This is a genomic window from Pseudomonas sp. NBRC 111127, assembly GCF_001320345.1.
GTDB classification, from domain to species: Bacteria; Pseudomonadota; Gammaproteobacteria; order Pseudomonadales; family Pseudomonadaceae; genus Aquipseudomonas; species Aquipseudomonas juntendi.
In genome coordinates, this window is record NZ_BCBD01000026.1 from 24,735 (window position 1) to 45,891 (window position 21,157).

Here is a 21,157-nt window from a genome sequence, read left to right on the forward strand (position 1 = left end):
CCCCACAGACTTTTCCGGCCCGCTTCCAAGAAAAGGGATACCCATGTTGCAGACCCGCATCATCAAGCCCGCCGAGGGCGCCTATGCCTATCCATTACTGATCAAGCGCCTGCTGATGTCTGGCAGTCGCTACGAAAAGACCCGCGAAATCGTCTACCGCGACCAGATGCGGCTGACTTACCCACAGCTCAACGAGCGTATCGCCCGGCTGGCCAACGTGCTGACCGAGGCCGGTGTGAAGGCCGGTGACACCGTGGCGGTCATGGACTGGGACAGCCACCGCTATCTGGAATGCATGTTTGCCATCCCGATGATCGGCGCCGTGGTGCATACCATCAACGTGCGCCTGTCACCCGAGCAGATCCTCTACACCATGAACCACGCCGAAGACCGTGTGGTGCTGGTCAACAGTGACTTTGTCGGCCTGTACCAGGCCATCGCCGGGCAGTTGACCACTGTCGACAAGACCGTACTGCTGACCGATGGCCCGGCCCAGGCCGCCGACCTGCCCGGGCTGGTGGGTGAGTACGAACAACTGCTCGCCGCCGCCAGCCCGAGCTACGACTTCCCCGACTTCGACGAGAACTCGGTGGCGACCACGTTCTACACCACTGGCACCACCGGCAACCCCAAGGGCGTGTACTTCACCCATCGGCAGTTGGTGCTGCACACCCTGGCCGAGGCTTCGGTCACCGGCAGTATCGACAGCGTGCGCCTGCTGGGCAGCGATGACGTCTACATGCCGATCACGCCGATGTTCCATGTGCATGCCTGGGGCATTCCCTACGCGGCCACCATGCTCGGCATGAAGCAGGTGTATCCCGGTCGTTACGAGCCCGAGATGCTGATCAGGCTGTGGCGTGAAGAGAACGTCACCTTCTCCCACTGTGTGCCGACCATCCTGCAGATGCTGCTCAATTGCCCGACTGCCCAAGGCCAGGACTTCGGCGGCTGGAAGATCATCATCGGCGGCAGCTCGCTGAACCGGTCGGTGTACCAGGCGGCGCTGGCCCGCGGCATCCAGCTGACCGCAGCGTACGGCATGTCCGAGACCTGCCCGCTGATATCCGCCGCGCACCTGAACGACGAGTTGCAGGCCGGCAGTGAGGATGAGCGCGTCACCTACCGTATCAAGGCCGGGGTGCCGGTACCGTTGGTGGAGGCGGCGATTGTCGACGGCGACGGCAACTTCCTGCCCGCCGATGGCGAAACCCAGGGCGAGCTGGTGCTGCGTGCACCGTGGCTGACCCAGGGTTACTTCAAGGAGCCGGAAAAGAGCGAAGAGCTGTGGCTGGGCGGCTGGCTGCACACCGGCGACGTCGCCACCCTCGACAACATGGGTTACATCGACATACGCGACCGTATCAAGGATGTGATCAAGACCGGTGGCGAGTGGGTGTCGTCACTCGACCTGGAAGACCTGGTCAGCCGCCACCCGGCCGTGCGTGAAGTCGCGGTGGTGGGGGTGGCCGACCCGCAGTGGGGCGAGCGCCCGTTTGCCCTGCTGGTGGTGCGCGAGGGCATGGCGATCGATGCGAAAGCGCTGAAGGACCACCTCAAGCCGTTCGTCGAGCAAGGCCATATCAACAAATGGGCGATTCCCAGCCAGATCGCCGTTGTTACTGAAATTCCCAAGACCAGTGTCGGCAAGCTGGACAAGAAGCGCATTCGCCAGGACATCGTGCAGTGGCAGGCCAGCAACAGCGCCTTCCTGTCCACCCTGTAAACCCGGGGCGGGTCGCGTGCGACAGAACGCGACCCGCGTTCTAGAGCGGCTGGCGCCTTGCCAAATGGTAAAAATGCGCCATCCTTGAGCACTGCCAGCACGCGATCAAGGAAAAAACCCAAAGAGTGGTTGGCACGGAGCGCAAATCACACTTTAGAGGGATCAAGCGCCTGTGCCTTGCTGGCTATAGTCGGGGCCAGGGGATTTTCAGGAATGGGGGAGGGCGTCACGCGCTAGCCGTGCCGCCGCAGGCGCAAGCCTGCAAACCGGTCACTCGGGCCGTTCTTGAAAGGACTCACTGCCATAACAATAAAGTACATGGAGTAGCGTCGATGAAATCTGCAAATCCGTTCTGGCGCCGGGCCAAGCTGCCCTTGGCCGTCAGCATCGCTTCCACGCTCGCAAGTCCTGCTTTCGCTGTCAGTTTCAACATCGGTGAAATCGAAGGCCAGTTCGACTCGTCGCTCTCCATTGGCGCCAGCTGGTCGACCGCCAACCCCAACCGGAACCTGATCGGGGTGAACAACGGCGGCAAGGGCCTGTCGCAGACCTCCGACGACGGTCACCTGAACTTCAAGAAGGGCGAAACCTTCTCCAAGATCTTCAAGGGTATCCACGACCTGGAGCTCAAGTACGGTGATACCGGCGTATTCGTGCGCGGCAAGTACTGGTATGACTTCGAGCTGAAGGACGAAGGTCGCGAATTCAAGGACATCAGCGATTCCAACCGCAAGGAAGGGGCCAAGTCGTCCGGCGCCGAACTGCTCGACGCCTTCGTCTACCACAACTACTCGATCGGTGATCAGCCGGGCTCGGTTCGCCTCGGCAAGCAGGTGGTCAGTTGGGGCGAAAGTACCTTCATCGGTGGCGGCATCAACGCGATCAACCCCATCGACGTGTCGGCGTTCCGCCGCCCGGGTGCCGAGATCAAGGAAGGCCTGATTCCGGTCAACATGTTCTACATCTCCCAGAGCCTGACCGACAACCTGTCGGCCGAAGCCTTCTATCAGCTGGAGTGGGACCAGACGGTCGTCGACAACTGCGGCACGTTCTTCTCGCAACCCGACATCATCGCCGATGGCTGTACCGACAACCTGCGCGTGCTCAACAGCAGCCGCACGGTACCGGGCGCCGCCCAGCAGTTTCTTGCCACGCGCGGTGTGAACATCAACGAAGAGGGCGTGATGGTGCGCCGTGGTGCCGACCGCGATGCGCGTGACAGCGGGCAGTTCGGTGTGGCTATGCGCTACATGTTCGAGCCGCTGGACACCGAGTTCGGTGCCTACTTCATGAACTACCACAGCCGTGCGCCAATCTTCAGCGCCACAGGGGCCGCACCTTCGGTATTTGCAGGGCTCAGCGCGCTGCCTGCGCAACTGCGGGCGCTGGCGCCGCTGATCGTGGCCGGCAATTCCGAGTACTTCGTCGAATACCCGGAAGACATTCGCCTGTATGGCTTGAGCTTCTCCACCACATTGCCCACTGGCACCGCCTGGAGCGGCGAAATCAGCTACCGGCCCAACGCACCGGTGCAGCTCAATACCACGGACATCCTGTTTGCCGGGGTTCGCCCGATTGGGGGCGCGTTGAGCAACGCCTCGCTGCTGACAGGCACCCCTGGCCAGGACCTGCATGGCTACCGTCGCAAGGAGATCACTCAGTTCCAGACGACCCTCACGCACTTCTTCGACCAGGTGATGGGCGCCAGCCGCATGACCGTGGTCGGTGAGCTGGGTGTGACCCACGTCGGTGGCCTGGAGAACGCGCACGATACCCGCTACGGCCGTGACCCGGTATTCGGCCCAGGCCCGTTGCCCGCCACCGGCGGCGCAGATACCTGCCAGGCACTCAACAGCAGCACCATCGCCGGCGCGGGTGCGGGGGCCTCCACCGCGAACCTGAACCGCAATTGCGAGAACGACGGCTACACCACCAGCACCTCGTGGGGCTACCGCGCCCGCGTGATCTGGGACTACAACGACGTGTTCGCCGGGGTCAACCTGAAACCGAGCGTGGCCTGGTCGCACGACGTGTCGGGCTATTCGCCAGGCCCTGGCGGCAACTTCGAGGAAGGCCGCAAGGCAGTCAGCCTGGGCCTGGACGCCGAGTACCAGAACACCTACACGGCGAGCCTGTCGTACACCAACTTCTTTGACGGCAAGTACAGCACCGTGGATGACCGCGACTTCGTCGCCCTCAGCTTCGGCGTGAACTTCTAAGCCCACAGATCCAGGACAACACGACATGAACAAGACCAGAAGTCTGCTGCAAGCCGGTGTGCTGGGCCTGTCCCTGCTGGCGACCAGCGTCATGGCTGCGGTATCCGCCGACGAGGCGGCCAAGCTGGGTAGCACGCTGACCCCGATGGGCGCCGAAAAGGCCGGTAACGCCGATGGTTCGATCGGCCCATGGCAGCCCTTGTCGAAAACTGCAGGCAGCGTCGATGGCAAAGGCTTCCTGTCCGACCCGTACGGCAGTGAGAAGCCACTGTTCACCATCACTGCGCAAAACGCCGAGCAGTACAAGGACAAGCTCTCGCCAGGCCAGATGGCCATGCTCAAGCGTTACCCGGACACCTTCAAGATCCCGGTATTCAAGACCCACCGCGGTTCCACCGTGCCTGCCGACGTGTTCGCCGCCATCAAGGAGAACGCCACCAAGACCACCCTGGTGGAAGGCGGCAACGGCCTGAGCAACTTCCGCACCGCGATACCGTTCCCCATTCCGAAAAACGGCCTGGAGGTGATCTGGAACCACATCACCCGCTACCGGGGTGGCAGCGTCAGCCGCCTGGTTACCCAGGCCACGCCGCAACAGAACGGCTCCTTCAACCCCGTGTACTTTTCCGACCAGTTCGTCTTCCGCGACAAGATGAAGGATTACGACCCGAACAACCCGGGCAACATCCTGTTCTACTTCAAGCAGGAAGTTACCGCCCCGGCGCGTCTGGCCGGTACCGTACTGCTGGTGCACGAAACCCTCGACCAGGTCAAGGATCCGCGCAAGGCCTGGATCTACAACGCCGGCCAGCGCCGAGTGCGCCAGGCGCCACAGGTGTCGTACGACGGCCCGGGTACCGCCGCCGATGGCCTGCGTACGTCGGACAACCTGGACATGTACAACGGCGCGCCAGACCGCTATGACTGGAAGCTGGAGGGCAAGAAGGAGCTGTACATCGCCTCCAACGCCTTCAAGCTCGATGACCCCAAGCTCAAGTACACCGACATCATCAAGGCCGGGCACATCAACCAGGACCTGACCCGTTATGAGCTGCGCCGTGTCTGGCATGTGGTCGCCACACTGAAGCCGGGGCAGCGGCATATCTACGCCAAGCGTGACTTCTACATTGACGAAGACACCTGGCAGGCCGCAGTGATCGACCAGTACGATGGCCGTGGCCAGCTGTGGCGCGTGTCCGAGGCGCATGCCCAGCCTTACTACAATGTCGAGGTACCGTGGTACACCCTGGAGGCCATCTACGACCTGCAGTCTGGTCGTTACCTGGCGCTAGGTATGAAGAACGAAGAGAAGCGTGCTTATGACTTCGGCTTCAGTGCCAGCAAAGCCGACTTCCAACCGGCGGCGCTGCGCCAGTCCGGCATTCGCTGAGCAGAACGCATTCAAGCGCCGGTTTACCGTAATGTTGTTCACTTGTGTGTGATGTCACACTGATTGGGGCTGCTGCGCAGCCCATCGCGACACAAGGCCGCTCCTACCAGGACCGTGCAGTTCTTGAGGCCTGCGCTGTACCTGTGGGAGCTGGCTTGCCTGCGATGGGCCGCAATGCGGCCCCAGTTGCTTGAGCGAACAGCATTACCGGTTTACCGGGGCGTTTTCATTGGCGGCTCCATGCCTTCGGCGTGCAAGCCTGAACGGGCGATAAGTCCGCTGAATACCTGCCCAAACCCGCCCCCCACCCCCGTGTCCATCAGGCATGTCGCTTTTTGTCGCAGTCTTTTCCACGGCAATTGTTTCCATCATCTTCAAATGCGTAGCGTTACCGGCTAGTCTCGCAGGCATCCATATCGCCGTAGTCTTCCAACCAGAACGAGCCGGCCATGACAGAACTGTCCCGCACGCATGGATTCGCGACTCAGGCCTTGGGCCTGATGGACGGGCGTTTCTTCCGGCCGCCATTGCCGGACGGGCACGTGCCGCGCCCGCGTTTGTGCCAGCGCTTGTACGCCGGCCTTGGTGGCCGCTTGCTGCTGGTCAATGCGCCGGCCGGCTTCGGCAAGAGCTCGCTGGCCATCGAGTTCTGCGAGTCGCTGCCCGATCACTGGCGCAGCCTCTGGCTGGGCCTGAGCCAGCGCGATGCCGACCCTGGGCGCTTTCTCGAGCGGCTGCTCGAAGGCCTGCAGCAGTACTGCCCGGCCTTGGGCGGCCAGGCCATGGGCCTGTTGAAAATGCGCCAGCGCCATCAGCCATTCGCCTTCGAGGAGTGGCTCGATGGCCTGCTCGACGAGCTGGCGCAGTACCTGCGTGCCGATACGCCGTTGCTGCTGGTGCTCGACGACTATCACCTGGCCCAGGGGCCGGTACTCGACCGCTGCCTGCAGTTTTTCCTCAACCATTTGCCGCCGGGCCTGGTGTTGCTGGTTACCAGCCGGCAGCGGCCGGACTGGCACCTGGCACGTCTGCGCCTGTCACGGCAGTTGGTCGAGCTCAACGAACAGGAGCTGCGGCTGACCGCCGAAGAAGCGCTGGCGGTGATCGGTCGCCAGCCCAACGGCTTGCGAGGCCAGGCGCTGGACAACCTGATCCAGCGCAGCGACGGGTGGGTGGCAGGGTTGCGCTTCTGGCAACTGGCGGTCAGCGAGAGCGCCGACGAGCAGGCCTTGCCACAGGCCCTGCACGGGGGCGAGGGCCTGATCCGCGACTATCTGCTCGAAGAGGTCATCGACATGCTGCCTGCCGACGTGCAGGCCTTCCTCGATGAAACCGCCTGCCAGGAGCGTTTCTGTGCCCCGCTGTGCGATGCATTGCGGGGGCGCGACGACAGCGCCGCGATCCTGCGCTTCTTGCAGGCACACCAGGTGTTCCTGGTACCGCTTGACGAGCATGGCCACTGGTTCCGCTACCACCACCTGTTCTCCGACCTGCTGCGCAGCCGCCAGGCCAGTGAGCCACTGGCTGACCTGCACCTGCGTGCCTGCCGCTGGTTCGAGCGCCAGGGGTTGCTGGATGAAGCCGTGGAGCAGGCCCTGCGTGCCGGCCACCTCGACGTCGCTGCCGACCTGGTACAGAGCCTGTCCGAGGAACAACTGCTGGCCGAACAGAATGTCGGCATGCTGCTGCGCTGGAAGATGGACCTGCCCGACAGCCTGCTGATCAGCACCCCGCGGCTGATCGTGCTGTACAGCTGGGCGCTGGGCCTGGCCTGCCAGCTGGACGCGGCTGAAGAACTGGCAGGCCACCTCAGCCGCTTCCTGCCTGCACCTTCGGCGACCGCGCAAAAGTCCATGCTGGCCCAGTGGCTGGCACTGAGCGGTGTCATCGCCCGTGGCCGCGGAGATCGTGAGCGGACCCTGGCCTATTGTGGCGAAGCCCTGCAGAGCCTGCCCGGCAAGCGCTATGGGCAGCGCCTGGTCTGTTTGTCGACGTTGTCCAACCTGGCGATTGCCGATGGCGACTTCTGGCGCGCCCGTGGCTGGAACCGTGAGGCGCTGGAGCTCGCCCAGCGGGTCGGCAACCCGTTGTTCGAGGCGTTGGCGCATTATGACCGGGCGCGGGTGTTGCACGCCCGTGGCGAGGTGCTGCGCGCACTGGATGAAGTGCGCCAGGGGCTGCAGCGTCTGCAAGGGCTCTCGGCGCAGAGGCTGTATGCGGTGCGCGCCCGCCTGACGCTGTATGAAGGCTACCTGCTGGTCTCGCGCCTGCAACCGGCCCAGGGCCGTGCACGCTTGCGCGCGGGGTTGGGCGAGGCACGTGCCTGCCGCGACATCAGCGTGCTTATCGGCCACTGCGTGATTGCCACCCTCGATGGGCGCGACGGGCAGTTCGCCGAGGCCTTTGCCGAACTGGCCGAGGCAGAGCGGCTGATGCATATCTGGGACGTGCCGCCGGTTTACTACCTGGCCATGATCACCCTGGTCAAATGCGAGCTGTGGCTGGCCCAGGGGCGCGTCGACCTGGCCGAGTCCTGGTTGCTGCGCCTGGGCCAGACCTATGGCGGTGAGCAGCCGGCGGCGGCGCCAGAGTTTCACCCGCTGCTGCCGGTGCATATCGCCCTGCAGCAGGCGCTGCTCGAACGTGTGCTGTCACGCCGCACAGAGGCGCTCGAGCGCCTGGCCGGGCTGGTGGAGCGCGGCCAGGCCAGCGGCGGCATGATGCTCACCGTCAGCGCGCTCAGCCAGTGGATGCTGCTGTTGCTGGACGAAGGCCGCGATGGCCATGCCGCGCAGTTGCTGCCCGGCTTGCTGGAGGCCGCACGCGGGGGCGTGCTGCAACCGTTCCAGCCGTTGCTGCAACGGCACCCGCAGTGGCTGCAGGAGCAGTTGCTGGCCAGGGCCGGCTGCCCGGTGCAGGCCGACCTGCTGGGGCATTTGCCAGCGTTGCCAAGCGCCCCATGCGGTAGCAGCGAGGCCCTGAGCGGGCGGGAGCTGGCAGTGCTCGAACTGATCGCCCAAGGCTGCTCCAACCAGCAGATCAGCGAGCGCTTGTTCATTTCCTTGCACACGGTCAAAACCCACGCCAGCCATATCAACAGCAAGCTGGGCGTGGAGCGGCGGACCCAGGCTGTGGCCAAGGCCAAGTCACTGGGGTTGCTGGCGTAGTGCTGGCGGTGCTGGCTACCGCCCGTTAAAGTAATGGCCTCGGGCCATGTTCGCGGCCGATAATGCTCGATGCTCATCTTTCCCGGCCAGCTGCCGATACAGCGATCGGTGGCATCGCCTCGCGCGATTTTTCAATCATTCCAGGGCAGGTCGTGTTGATGCTGCAGTACGGGCAAAAGAGCTTTCTGATCGTCGACGATTTCACCGACTTTCGCACGTCGACCCGGTCCATGTTGCGCGAGTTGGGTGTGCGCGACGTCGACACCGCCGACAGCGGCGAGCAGGCGCTGCGCATGTGCGCGCAGAAGCGCTATGACTTCATCCTGCAGGACTTTCACCTGGGCGATGGCAAGAAGAACGGCCAGCAGGTACTCGAAGACCTGATCATCGACAAGCATATCAGCCATGAGTGCGTGTTCATCATGGTCACCGCCGAGAGCAGCCAGGCCATCGTTCTCAGTGCCATCGAGCACGAGCCCGACGCCTACCTGACCAAGCCGTTCAACCGCGTGGGGCTGGCCCAGCGGGTCGAGAAGCTGTTCCAGCGCAAAACCCTGCTCAAGCCGATATTGCAGGCGCTGGACCGCAACCGCCCGGGCGAGGTGCTGGCGGCATGCGCCGAGCTGTGCAAACGGGACCCGCGCCTGGCACCGCTGTGTCTGCGCTACCGGGCCGATGCCTTGCGCAACCTCAACCGCTTCGATGAGCTGGAGAAATTCCTCAAGGCCATTCTCGCCAGCCGCCCGCAACCGTGGGTGTACGCGGCGCTGGGGGCCTTGATGCACAAACGTGGCCAGAATGCCCAGGCCCAGGGCGTATACGAGCAGGCGCTCAAAGCCTTCCCGATCATGCCAGCCTTGTACGATGGCATGGCCGAAGTGCTGGTGGCCCAAGGCGAAAGCAAGCGTGCGCAGAGCCTGCTGGAAGAGGCAGTGCGCCTGTCGCCATTGTCGGTGCGGCGGCAGTCGACCCTGGGCAAGCTGGCGCTGGAAAACGAAGACTTCGAAAGCGCTTCCAAGGCCTTCCGCCATGCGGTGAACCAAGGGCAGAGTTCGCGCTACAAAGACCCGGAAAACAACCTGGGCCTGGTGCAGGCGCTGATGAGCAAGAATGCAGGCTTTGGCCTGGACGCCCGTACCCGCGTCGAGATCAACACCACGCTCAGCGAAGTGGCCAAGGAAAACCCCGAAGACCAAGGCTTGCAGGTGCGTGCGCGGATGATGAAGGCCGCCAGCCTGCAACAGGCCGGTGACCCGGAAACGGCTGCCAAGCTGACCGATCAGGCCATTCTGCGCCTGGACAAGATGAACCAGTTCTTCTCGGTCGATTCGGCCCTCACCGTCGCCGCGCAGTTGCAGGCGATGGGCCAGGAAGCCGCCGCCATCGGCGTACTGAAAAGCTGTGTGGAAAGTTATGGCGATGACCTCAAGGTCATGGAAAGAGTGGGCAAGTTGACGGACGACCCGAGTGTGCTCAACGCCATTACCGAAGCGGTCACCCTCAATCGCCAGGGTGTGCGCAGTTACCAGGGAGGGCAGCTCGGCGAGGCGTTGCAACTGTTCCGCAAGGCGCTGGGTCTACAGCCCAGGAACATCAGCATCGCCCTGAACACCGCCCAGGCGCTGCTGCGCATTGGTGGTGAAACCCCCCAGCCCGCGATCATGCAGGAATGCCGCGACGCCTTGACCAGCGTGGCCGGTATCCCTGCCAGCGACAATCGCTATGACCGTTACCGCAAACTGCACATCCGAGTGTTCGGCGCATGAATCAAGACAATCAGGGGCTGGATTTTTCCACGGTGATCGCCTCCACCGTGCACGACCTCAAAAGCTCCCTGGCGGCGTTGATCCAGTGCCACGGCCAGTGGGTGGAGCGCCTGCCCGAGGAACTGCGCGGCGGGGCCGAGCAAGGGATCATGGAGCATGAGTTTCGTCACCTCAACGGCATGCTGGTGCAGCTGCTGGGGTTGTACAAGCTTGGTGTGAACCAGCTGCCGGTGTGCCCGGACTACCACGAACTGGACGACTTCATCGAGGCCCAGCTGGCGGCGCATGAGGAAGTGCTCAAGCACAACGATATTCTCGCCACCTGGCGCATCGACACGGATAACCCGCTGGGTTTCTTCGACCGCGAGCTGGTGGCCTCGGTGATCGCCAACGTCATCACCAATGCCACACGTTTTGCCGGGCATGCGTTGTTGATCAGCATCGAGGAGGCCGACAACCAGCTGGCCATTTGCGTGAACGATGACGGCCCGGGTTATCCACAGCGCATGCTCGACCGCCAGGAGGAATATACCCAGGGTATCGACTCGACCAGCGGCAGCACCGGCCTGGGGCTGTACTTTGCTGCACGCATTGCCGCGCTGCATGAAAGTGGCGGGGTGCGTGGGCGCATCGAGATCTCCAATGGCGGTGCACTGGGCGGAGGCTTGTTCAAGTTGTTTCTGCCGTAGGGATTGGGGTGCACCTGCCGGCTTTTCCTGGCAGGCTTTGCGCAGAACCCCGGCTTTACCTGCGAGAACACCATGACCCAAGCCCTGCCTGCGCTCATCCGCGAAACCTTCCCTGTCGGGCCTTTGCAGTGCAACTGCACGCTCATCGGCGACCCGTTGAGCAAAAAGGCCATCGTCGTCGACCCGGGCGGTGATCCAGACAAGATCCTGGCCCGCCTGCAGGTCCATGGCCTGACACTGGTGAGCATCATCCACACCCACGCCCACTTCGATCATTTTCTTGCCTCGGGCAAGCTCAAAGCGCTGACCGGCGCCACGCTGCATCTGCACAAGGCCGACCAGGCGCTGTGGGACAACCTGGAGATGCAGTGCCAGATGTTCGGCGTGCCCTATACCCCGGTGCCGTCGCCTGATCGCTGGCTGGCCGATGACGAAGAACTGCCGTGCGGCTGCGGCGTGGCCTTGCATACACCCGGGCACACGCCTGGCTCGATGAGCTTCTGGTTCGCCGACGCCAAGCTGTTGATCGCAGGTGACACCTTGTTCCGCCGGGGTATTGGCCGTACCGATTTGTGGGGTGGCGACCAGCGGGCCATCGTGCGCTCGATCAAGGAGCGGCTGTACCGGCTGGACGAGGAGGCCACCGTGGTCACCGGCCATGGGCCTGATACCCGGCTGGGTGACGAGATGCGCGAAAACCCGTTCGTGCGTGCCTGATGGCACATGAAGGCGCTTTCATGGAATTTTTCGTTGCCGGTGCGTTCCAAGGCTGGCATAGATGCATTTGCGATCTGTCGCATTCATGAATTGAGTAGGAGCTTGTCCATGTTCACCATGCGTCGTCTGATTATCGTCGCAACTGCCGCTGCCCTGATGACCGGCTGTGCCAGTCAGAACCCTTACGACAACCAGGGGCAGGCGCAGGGCTCTACTGGGATGAGCAAGACTGCCAAGTACGGTGGCCTGGGTGCGCTGGCCGGTGCGATCGCCGGTGCCGCCATCGACCACAACAACCGTGGCAAGGGCGCCCTGATCGGCGCTGCCGCCGTGGGCGCTGCCGCCGCCGGTTATGGCTACTACGCCGACAAGCAGGAAGCCGAGCTGCGCGCACAAATGGCCAACACCGGTGTGGAAGTGCAGCGCCAGGGTGACCAGATCAAGCTGATCATGCCGGGCAACATCACCTTCGCCACCGATTCGGCCAACATCGCGCCAAGCTTCTACCAGCCGCTGAACAACCTCGCCAGCTCGTTCAAGCAGTTCAACCAGAACACCATCGAAGTGGTCGGTTTCACCGACAGCACCGGCAGCCGCCAGCACAACATGGACCTGTCCCAGCGCCGGGCGCAGGCCGTCAGCACCTACCTGACTTCGCAGGGTGTGGACAGCTCGCGCCTGTCGGTACGTGGCATGGGCCCGGACCAGCCGATCGCCAGCAACGCCGATGCCAATGGCCGTGCGCAGAACCGCCGTGTCGAAGTGAACCTGAAGCCGATTCCAGGCCAGCAGTATGACCAGCAGCAGGGCCAGGTGCAGCAGTATCCCTGAATAGGCATTGGGGCCGCGTTGCGGCCCCGTTTGTTTCAGCGCCCTACGCTGGCCTGAATCGCCGTGAGGGCAATGGTATGGACGATATCGTCCACCTGCGCCCCGCGTGGCAGATCGTTCACCGGCTTGCGCAGGCCCTGCAGCATTGGCCCCAGGCTGACCCCGTCGGCACTGCGCTGCACCGCCTTGTGCGTGGTATTGCCGGTGTTCAGGTCGGGGAATACGAAGACCGTGGCGCGCCCGGCCACCTGGCTGGTGGGCGCCAAGTCCCGGGCAATTGCCGGGTTGGCTGCAGCGTCGTATTGCAGCGGCCCATCGATCAGCAAGCCTTGCGTGGCGGCCTGCGCCAGGCGGGTCGCCTCGCGCACTTTCCCCACTTCCTCATCGCTGGCCGAATCGCTTGAATAACTGATCATCGCCACCCGTGGCGCGATGCCGAAGGCTTGCGCCGATTCGGCACTTTGCCGGGCGATTTCCGCCAGTTCGGCGGCGCTTGGGTGAGGGTTCATCACGCAGTCGCCGTACACCAGTACCTGCTCGGGGAACAGCATGAAGAACACCGACGATACCAGGCTCGCCCCCGGCGCGGTCTTGATCAACTGCAGGGCAGGGCGGATGGTGTTGGCGGTGGAATGCACCAGCCCCGACACCAGGCCGTCCACCTCATCCAGGGCCAGCATCATGGTGCCGATCACCACCGGGTCTTCCAGTTGCTGCTCGGCCATCGGCGCGTTGAGGTTCTTGCTTTTGCGCAGCTCCACCATCGGCTCCACATAGCGCCCGCGAATCAGCTCCGGGTCCAGTATTTCCAGGCCTGGTGGCAGGGTGATGCCCTGCGCGCGGGCGACGGCGTCGACATCCTCGGGCTTGGCCAGCAGCACGCAGCGGGCGATGCCACGGGCCTGGCAGATGGCCGCTGCCTGTACCAGCAGCGGCTCTGCACCTTCTGGCAGAACGATGCGCTTGTTTGCCTGCTGCGCGCGCTGGATCAACTGGTAGCGGAACACCGCCGGCGACAGGCGCAGCTCGCGCGGGGTGCCACAACGTTGGTGCAGCCAGGCTGCGTCGAGGTGGCTGGCGACAAAGTCGGTAATGAACTCGGCGCGTTCGCGGTCGTCCACCGGGATTTCCCGGTTGAGCGAATTGAGCTGGTTGGCGGTGTCGTACGAACCGGTACTGACCGACAGGATTGGCAGGCCCGCCTGCAGCGCGCCGCGGCACAGCCCGAGGATGCGAGCGTCCGGTTTGCTGTCACTGGTCAACAACAGGCCGGCCAGCGGGACGCCATTGATCGCAGCCAGGCTGACGGCCAGGATGATGTCATCGCGGTCGCCCGGTGTGACGACCAAGGTGCCGGAGGTGAGCAGTGGCACGGTATTGGCCACGGTGCGCGCGCAGATGATGATCTTGCTCATGCGCCGTTGTTCGTAATCGCCGGCATTGAGCACCTGGGCGCCAAGCAACTCGGCCACGTCGCGGGTGCGCGGTGCGTTCAGCTCGGGCTGATAAGGGATGCAGCCCAGCAGGCGAAAGTCATTGCCGCGCAGCAGCGGCGAGTGTTCGCGCAGGCGGGTGGCGAAGTCGGCCATGCTTTCGTCGGTGCGGACCTTGTTGAGGATCACCCCCAGTACTTTCGGGTCGCGTGGGCCGCCGAACAGTTGCGCCTGCAGTTCGACCCGCCCGGACAGCTCGCTGAGCACTTCGTTTTCCGGCGCCGAGACCAGGATCACCTCGGCATCCAGGCTCTTGGCCAGGTGCAGGTTGACCCGCGCGGCATAGCTGGCGTGGCGCGTGGGCACCATGCCTTCGACCACGACCACGTCATTGCCGATGCAGGCTTGCTGGTAAAGTCGGATGATTTCTTCCAGCAGTTCGTCCAGTTGGCCATCGCCGAGCATGCGCTCGACCTGGGCCAGGCTCATGGGCACGGGGGGCTTGATGCCGTGGGTACGGGCGACCAGTTCGCTGGAGCGTTCGGGGCCGGTGTCGCCCGGGTGGGGCTGGGCGATGGGCTTGAAGAAACCCACCTTCAGCCCGGCCCGTTCCAGGGTACGCACCAGGCCCAGGCTGATCGACGTCAGGCCGACACCAAAGTCGGTCGGCGCAATGAAAAATGTCTGCATGCGTGCTTCTCGAAATAAGCGGTGCAAGAAATTAACGGCCAAGGGTAGCGCTATCGGCCCCTTGTGCGCACCAGCCACATGCGAACGGCTGGCCGAGACGCTGCAGGCGCTGGGCCGGGTCGAGCACCCACGGGCGTGCCTGCCACGGCGGTTGGTGGCGCAGGTGCTGGGTGTGGCCGCAGGACAGCTCGGCTACCCAGTGGCCTTCTTCGTCCTGGTGAAAGCCGATGATCCGACTGATGGACCGTTGCTGCACGCCAGTGCGTTCGCAATCGGGCGATGGCTTGGTTACACTGGTGCGCTCTACATTCTTTTGCAAAAGGTCTTGCCCCATGCTGATCGCCGCCAACAAGGCTGTCTCCATCGACTATACCCTGACCAACGACGCCGGGGAGACCATCGACAGCTCCGCCGGTGGCGCGCCGCTGGTTTACCTGCACGGTGCCGGCAACATCATCCCAGGCCTGGAAAAAGCCCTGGAAGGCAAGCAAGCTGGTGACGAACTGGAAGTTGCCATCGAGCCGGAAGACGCCTACGGCGAATACCTGGCCGAGCTGGTCAGCACCCTGAACCGCAGCCTGTTCGAAGGCGTCGACCAGCTGGAAGTGGGTATGCAGTTCCACGCTTCGGCGCCGGATGGCCAGATGCAGATCGTGACCATCCGCGACGTGGACGGCGACGACATCACCGTTGACGGCAACCACCCGCTGGCTGGCCAGCGTCTGAACTTCAAGGTCAAGGTCGTCAACGTGCGTGACGCCAGCGACGAAGAAATCGCTCACCGTCACATCCACGGTGAAGGTGGCCATCACCACTGATTTTCTGCGCTAAGCTCAGAAAGTCGCCAGGCGCTCGGGCAAGCCGATCTGCCTTCCTACGGGAGGTGGGCGGTTTGAACGGGCGCCTTTTTAGTGGGCGCGATTTGCCTGCGCGGCAACCCGGAAGCTGAGAGGGGGGTTCATCATGAGTGCATTTCACGAGCTGAAACTGGAGGCGCTGAACGGCGGGGAGCTGCCCCTCGCACCGTTCAAGGGCCAAGTGGTGCTGGTGGTCAACGTCGCTTCCAAGTGTGGTCTCACGCCGCAATACAAGGCCCTGGAAAACCTCTATCAGGTTTACAAGGACAAGGGCTTCAATGTGCTTGGCCTGCCGTGCAACCAGTTTGCCGGGCAAGAGCCTGGCAGTGAAAAGGAAATCCAGGACTTCTGCAGCCTGAACTACGGGGTGAGCTTCCCGCTGGCGGGCAAGCTAGAGGTCAACGGGGCGCAGCGCCATTCGCTGTATCGCCTGCTGGCGGGCGAGGGCGCGGAGTTCCCCGGCGACATTACCTGGAACTTCGAAAAGTTTCTGGTGGGCAAGGACGGCCGAGTGCTGGCGCGTTTTTCTCCCCGCACGGCGCCAGATGACCCGGCGGTGGTGCAGGCCATCGAGAAAGCGTTGGCCTGACGCGGCCCCTCTGTAGGCGCGGCCTTGTGTCGCGATCGGGCTGCAGAGCAGCCCTTCGATAGTTGCAACAATGCCGATATTCGGGGGCCGCCTTGCGGCCCGATCGCGACACGAGGCCGCTCCTACACAGATCGCGTAGCACCCAGCCTCGAAGCAGGTGAAGTCGCAGCCTGGTTCCGGGCTGCGTGCAGATACCCCTCGAACTGCTCGACAATCGCCGGCCAGCCCTGGCGGCTGGCATGCTGCCGCGCATTCAGGCGCACGCGACGTAGCGTTTCCTCTTCCTCCAGCAGCCAGCAGGCGGCATCGATGAATGCGGGCTGGTCGCCCGGCATGGCCAACGCACCGTTGTGGCCATGGCGGATATGTTGCGCAGCTGCCGCCTGGTCACAGGCAACCACCGCCAACCCCGAAGCCATGGCCTCGAGCACTACGTTGCCGAAGGTTTCGGTTGTGCTGGGGAACAGGAACAGGTCGCCACTGGCGTAGTGTTGTGCCAACACTTCGCCGCGCTGGGCGCCGCAGAAGAGCGCCTCGGGGAGCTGCTGCTGGAGGGCGGCGCGCTGTGGGCCGTCACCCACCAGAACAAGGCGCAGGCGTTTCTGTGGATAGGTTTGCTGCAAGGCCTGCAGGCAAGGCTGTAGCAGGCGAAGGTTCTTTTCTGCCGCCAAGCGCCCGACGTACAGCACGGCGATGTCGTCTGCACCCAGCCCCCAGCTTTCGCGCAAAGCCTGGCTGCGCCGGGCCGGGTTGAACAGGCAGGCGTCGACCCCGCGGGCCAGCAACCCCAGGTGCTGGAAGCCGCGGCGCTCAAGCTCAAGGCGCTGGCTTGCGCTGGGCACCAGGGTGACCGCCGTGCGCCGGTGGAACCAGCGCAGGTAGAGGGTGAGCAAGCGGCTCAGCAAACCCAGGCCGTAGTGGCCGGAGTACTGCGGGAATTTGGCGGTGAAGCCACTGACCACCGCCAGCCCCAGGCGCCGGGCAGCGCGCAGCGCGCTAAGCCCGAGCGGCCCCTCGGTGGCGATGTAGAGCACGTCCGGGCGCTGCCGGCGCCAGCGGCGTAGCAGCGTGTGCATCGACACCTCGCCCCATTGCAAGCCTGGGTAACCCGGCAGGCCCCAACCGCGGCACAGCACCAGCTGTGGATTGTGCTGTGCGTGGTTATCGCCGGCCTGGCGTGGGCGTACCAGCTCAACCTGATGGCCGCGCTGGCGCAACCCTTCGCTCAAGCGCCCAAGGGTGTTGGCCACGCCGTTGATTTCGGGTGGGAAGGTTTCGCTGACCAGGGCGATGCGTAGCGCAGGTGTGTTCATGGCAAAAGTTTCTGCCTGCCCGATTGCGTCAATGTGACGGTCACGTGGCGCGCAGGTGACAGCTGACCATCGGCTTGTGCAGCGTGCAGATTATTTCCTGGTGCGCCGCTCAAGGGGCCGTGCCGTCGGCCGATGAAGATGCATTCGACCACCTGTTGCGCTCCAGGAGAGCGGTGATGTTCAACAACAAGCTCAAGCAAGAAAACCGGCAACTCCGCGAAGACCTGATGTGTATCGAACAGGTCAAGAGCAGCCTCGACAGCGAGATGCTGGTGCTGCAACTCGACCCCCAGGGACGGATCGAGATGGTCAATGGCAACTTCGAGAGCGAGATGCTCTACCGGGCCGACCAACTGCTTGGACGCAACATCGAGGACATCGTCCCCGCCCATGTGCGGTCGCTGGACTTCTACCAGCGGATGAAAGCCGCCATCACTCGTGGCGAGCACCTGAACGGCGCGTTTCGCCTGTTGCGCGGCAATGGCCAGGAAGCCTGGCTGCGCTCGATCCTGCAGCCGGTCAAGAACAGCGAGGGGCGCATTCGGTACTTCACCCTGCATTCCAGCGACCTGACCCGCACCATCGAAGCTTCGCGCGAACATGAGAGCCTGATCAAGGCGCTGATGCGCTCCACGGCGGTCATCGAGTTCGACCTCGACGGTAACGTCCTCACCGCCAACGAGCGCTTCCTGGCCACGGTCGGCTACCGCCTGGAGCAGATTCGCGGCAAGCACCATCGTCTGTTCTGCACGCCGGAAGAGGCCAACTCAACCGCTTACCAGGCGTTCTGGGACAGGCTGCGTCGTGGCGAGTACGTGGCTGACCGCTTCAAGCGCATCGATGCCCACGGCCGGGTGGTCTGGTTGGAGGCCTCCTACAACCCGATCTTCGATGCCCACGACGTGCTGTACAAGGTGGTCAAATTCGCCACCGTGATCACCGACCAGGTCAACCAGGAACAGGCGGTGGCCGAAGCGGCGGATGTCGCCTACACCACCTCGCTGGGCACCGATGCCAGCGCGCGCAAGGCTACCGAGGTGGTCACCCAGAGTGTCAGCGTGATGCGCGGCCTGGAAGCTTCGATGCAAGAGGCGGCCGAGGGTATCCAGGCGCTGGACACGCAGTCGCGGGTGATCGGCTCGATCATCAAGACCATCAGCGATATTGCCGGGCAGACCAACCTATTGGCGCTCAACGCGGCCATCGAGGCCGCCCGTGCGGGCGAGCAGGGGCGCGGGTTTGCCGTGGTTGCCGACGAAGTCCGGCAACTGGCCTCGCGTACCAGCAGCGCCACCGAGGAAATCGCCCGGGTGGTGCAGCAGAACGAGCAGTTGGCGCAAGCGGCGGTGACGATCATCGACACCAGCAAGCGCCAGGCCGAACAGGGGCTGGCGCTGGCCGATCAGACGGGCAGCGTGATCGTCGAGATCCAGGACGGGGCGAAGCGGGTGGTGGATGTGGTGGGGCAGTTTTCCAGCCGGTTGGGGCACTGAAACCCAAACCAGACGCGCTCTGCTTTTTGTAGGAGCGGCCTTGTGTCGCGATAGGGCCGCAAAGCGGCCCCAACAATTTGTGCATTAACGTTGAGATCCTGGGGCCGCGTTGCGGCCCTATCGCGACACAAGGCCGCTCCTACAGAGATCGCGTAACGCCCAGGGATCAGTCCCGCTCCCGCACCCAGAACAACGTAGCCCCGGCCACCGCCGCCGGCATCATCAGCACGTTCACCCCCGGGATCAGCAACGCCAGGTACGTCACCCCGCCAAAGCCCAGGCTCTGCCAGCGCTTCTGGCGCAGCCAGGCGAGCATGTCCTGCCAGCTCATCTTGTTGTTGTCGGCCGGGTAGTCGATGTACTGGATGGCCATCATCCATACGCCGAAGATCAGCCACAGCGGCGCGGCCACCACGTTGACCACCGGAACCAGTGAGAGGATGAACAGGCCGATGGCCCGTGGCAGGAAGTAGCCCAGCTTGCGCATTTCGCGACTGAGGGTGCGCGGCACCATGGCCACCAGCTCACCCCAGCTGAAGGCCGGGAAATTGTCTTCGCCACGCACCACCACTTCGACCTTTTCCGCCAGAAAGCCATTGAACGGCGCGGCGATGACGTTGGCGACCAGCGTGAAGGTGAAAAACACCATCAACACCACCAAGGCGACGAACAGCGGCCAGAGGATGTAGGTAAGGAAGCTCAGCCAGCTCGGCAAGCTTGGCATCAGGGCATCCACCCAGAGGCTGAACTGATGGCCGGCGAAGTAGATCAGGCCACCGAACAGCAGCAGGTTGACCGCCAGCGGCAGCAGCACGAACAAGCGCAGGTTGGGGCTGAGCACCAGTTTCAGGCCTTCGCGCAGGTATTGGGGGCCAGAGAGGACAGGGGCTTGCATCAAGGTACTCCGCAGAGAAGGGAAACGCGCTGACCTTACCGAGTTTGGCGTGCCGACGAAAGGCAGCGGGTGGTCGGGAAACCGGCTGTAACAAAAGCATCGACAGTATGATCACCGATGAAATTGCAGCATAGACGATGCCTATGAGGTGGATTGTCGAAGGATATTTCCTTAATCTTTGCGACCTCGCTACAGTGCGTTCACCTTTCCGCTTTCCGGGCCTGCGCGTTGTAGCCTTCCCCAAGTGCTGCGTGGGTCCTTTTAAATTTTCCAGCTGGCGCCGCCGGTGTATCGAAACCGGCCCGCTCGACAGGAGTTCGACATGTCTGAAGTACGTCATTCGCGCGTCATCATTCTGGGTTCCGGCCCTGCCGGTTACAGCGCTGCGGTCTATGCCGCCCGTGCCAACCTCAAGCCGCTGCTGATCACCGGCATGCAGGCCGGTGGCCAGCTGACCACCACTACCGAAGTCGACAACTGGCCGGGCGACCCGCACGGTCTGACTGGCCCGGCCCTGATGCAGCGTATGCAGGAGCATGCCGAGCGTTTCGAAACCGAGATCGTGTTCGACCACATCAATGCTGTCGACCTGGCCAACAAGCCATTCACCCTGCAGGGTGACAGCGGCAAGTACACCTGCGACGCACTGATCATCGCCACTGGCGCCAGCGCCCGCTACCTGGGCCTGCCGTCGGAAGAAACCTTCATGGGCAAGGGCGTTTCGGCCTGCGCTACCTGCGACGGGTTCTTCTACCGCAACAAGCCGGTCGCTGTGGTGGGCGGTGGCAACACCGCCGTGGAAGAGGCCTTGTACCTGGCCAATATCGCCAGCAAGGTGACCCTGGTGCACCGCCGCGAAACCTTCCGCGCCGAGAAGATCCTGGTCGACAAGCTCAACGCCCGCGTGGCCGAAGGCAAGATCGAGCTCAAGCTCAACGCCACCCTGGACGAAGTACTGGGTGACAACATGGGCGTGACCGGTGCGCGCCTGAAGAACAACGACGGCAGCAGCGATGAAATCAAGGTCGATGGCGTGTTCATCGCCATTGGCCATACCCCGAACACGTCGCTGTTCGAAGGCCAGCTGACCCTCAAGGACGGCTACCTGGTGGTCAACGGCGGCCGTGAAGGCAATGCTACCGCCACCAATGTCGAAGGCGTATTCGCGGCCGGTGACGTGGCCGACCACGTGTACCGTCAGGCGATTACCTCGGCCGGTGCTGGCTGCATGGCAGCGCTGGACGTCGAGCGCTACCTGGACGGGCTGGCCAACGCCTCGTTCTGATTTGCCAAATGCACGGGGGCCACGCGCCCCCAACTGGAAACCGGCTCGAAACTGATCCTGTTCAACCAAGTGTGATCGCAGGCTGATTGGGGCTGCT

At 63.5% G+C, this 21,157-nt stretch carries 16 protein-coding genes and 1 pseudogene; 13 read left to right on the forward strand and 4 right to left on the reverse strand.

All coding sequences use genetic code 11. The features are described from left to right. The first annotated feature begins 43 nt into the window (after positions 1–43). From APH30_RS07470 to APH30_RS07505, 8 genes are all read left to right on the forward strand, one after another. Positions 44–1,726, forward strand: a complete 1,683-nt coding sequence (locus APH30_RS07470) for a fatty acid--CoA ligase (protein ID WP_054912105.1) — start codon at positions 44–46, stop codon at positions 1,724–1,726. 332 nt (positions 1,727–2,058) lie between these two features. Then, a complete protein-coding gene (locus APH30_RS07475) occupies positions 2,059–3,945 on the forward strand; it encodes a DUF1302 domain-containing protein (protein WP_054912106.1) in 1,887 nt (628 codons plus the stop codon). 25 nt (positions 3,946–3,970) lie between these two features. Next, entirely contained in the window at positions 3,971–5,335 is a 1,365-nt protein-coding gene (locus APH30_RS07480) for a DUF1329 domain-containing protein (RefSeq protein ID WP_054881702.1), read from the forward strand. Between the two features lie 449 nt (positions 5,336–5,784). Next, entirely contained in the window at positions 5,785–8,502 is a 2,718-nt protein-coding gene (locus APH30_RS07485) for a LuxR C-terminal-related transcriptional regulator (protein WP_054912107.1), read from the forward strand. A gap of 158 nt (positions 8,503–8,660) precedes the next feature. Further along, on the forward strand, positions 8,661–10,268 hold the full coding sequence (locus APH30_RS07490; protein ID WP_054912111.1) for a response regulator: 1,608 nt from the start codon (positions 8,661–8,663) through the stop codon (positions 10,266–10,268). Continuing rightward, positions 10,265–10,957 (forward strand): sensor histidine kinase KdpD, encoded by a 693-nt coding sequence (locus APH30_RS07495; protein ID WP_009682688.1) that lies wholly within the window; start codon positions 10,265–10,267, stop codon positions 10,955–10,957. Before APH30_RS07490 ends, APH30_RS07495 begins: the two co-directional genes overlap by 4 nt. A 72-nt stretch (positions 10,958–11,029) precedes the next feature. Then, positions 11,030–11,674 (forward strand): MBL fold metallo-hydrolase, encoded by a 645-nt coding sequence (locus APH30_RS07500; protein WP_054912112.1) that lies wholly within the window; start codon positions 11,030–11,032, stop codon positions 11,672–11,674. A gap of 108 nt (positions 11,675–11,782) precedes the next feature. After that, positions 11,783–12,505: an OmpA family protein gene (locus APH30_RS07505; protein WP_029887746.1), complete on the forward strand. Its 723-nt coding sequence runs from the start codon at positions 11,783–11,785 to the stop codon at positions 12,503–12,505. A gap of 35 nt (positions 12,506–12,540) precedes the next feature. On the opposite strand, the gene pta is transcribed toward APH30_RS07505, so the two are convergent. Further along, positions 12,541–14,628, reverse strand: coding sequence for a phosphate acetyltransferase (pta, locus tag APH30_RS07510; RefSeq protein ID WP_029887747.1), 2,088 nt, complete (start codon positions 14,626–14,628; stop codon positions 12,541–12,543). Positions 14,629–14,659: 31 nt separating this feature from the next. After that, on the reverse strand, positions 14,660–14,962 hold the full coding sequence (locus APH30_RS07515; protein WP_054912108.1) for a DUF3565 domain-containing protein: 303 nt from the start codon (positions 14,960–14,962) through the stop codon (positions 14,660–14,662). Here APH30_RS07515 and APH30_RS07520 point away from each other — a divergent pair. Together APH30_RS07520 and APH30_RS07525 are read left to right on the forward strand one after the other, a co-directional pair. Continuing rightward, complete coding sequence (locus APH30_RS07520; protein ID WP_029887748.1) at positions 14,961–15,446, forward strand: peptidylprolyl isomerase; 486 nt, start codon at positions 14,961–14,963, stop codon at positions 15,444–15,446. The genes APH30_RS07515 and APH30_RS07520 overlap by 2 nt on opposite strands. Positions 15,447–15,591: 145 nt before the next feature. Next, positions 15,592–16,074 (forward strand): glutathione peroxidase, encoded by a 483-nt coding sequence (locus APH30_RS07525; protein WP_009682696.1) that lies wholly within the window; start codon positions 15,592–15,594, stop codon positions 16,072–16,074. A gap of 122 nt (positions 16,075–16,196) precedes the next feature. Here APH30_RS07525 and APH30_RS07530 read toward each other — a convergent pair whose 3' ends face one another. Then, positions 16,197–17,387: a glycosyltransferase family 1 protein gene (locus APH30_RS07530; RefSeq protein WP_054912109.1), complete on the reverse strand. Its 1,191-nt coding sequence runs from the start codon at positions 17,385–17,387 to the stop codon at positions 16,197–16,199. A gap of 266 nt (positions 17,388–17,653) precedes the next feature. On the opposite strand from APH30_RS07530, the pseudogene APH30_RS29865 reads away from it, so the two are divergent. Beyond that, a pseudogene (locus tag APH30_RS29865) lies at positions 17,654–18,340 on the forward strand (PAS domain-containing protein); the annotation flags it as partial. 129 nt (positions 18,341–18,469) lie between these two features. Beyond that, positions 18,470–18,880 carry a methyl-accepting chemotaxis protein gene (locus APH30_RS29870; RefSeq protein ID WP_371262797.1) on the forward strand — a complete coding sequence of 137 codons (411 nt, stop codon included), beginning with the start codon at positions 18,470–18,472 and terminating at the stop codon, positions 18,878–18,880. Between the two features lie 166 nt (positions 18,881–19,046). On the opposite strand, the gene cysZ is transcribed toward APH30_RS29870, so the two are convergent. Further along, positions 19,047–19,775 (reverse strand): sulfate transporter CysZ, encoded by a 729-nt coding sequence (gene cysZ / locus APH30_RS07540; RefSeq protein ID WP_054890456.1) that lies wholly within the window; start codon positions 19,773–19,775, stop codon positions 19,047–19,049. 322 nt (positions 19,776–20,097) lie between these two features. Between cysZ and trxB the strand changes: the two genes are divergently transcribed. Next, positions 20,098–21,060: a thioredoxin-disulfide reductase gene (gene trxB / locus APH30_RS07545; RefSeq protein ID WP_003247318.1), complete on the forward strand. Its 963-nt coding sequence runs from the start codon at positions 20,098–20,100 to the stop codon at positions 21,058–21,060. Positions 21,061–21,157 lie beyond the last annotated feature (97 nt).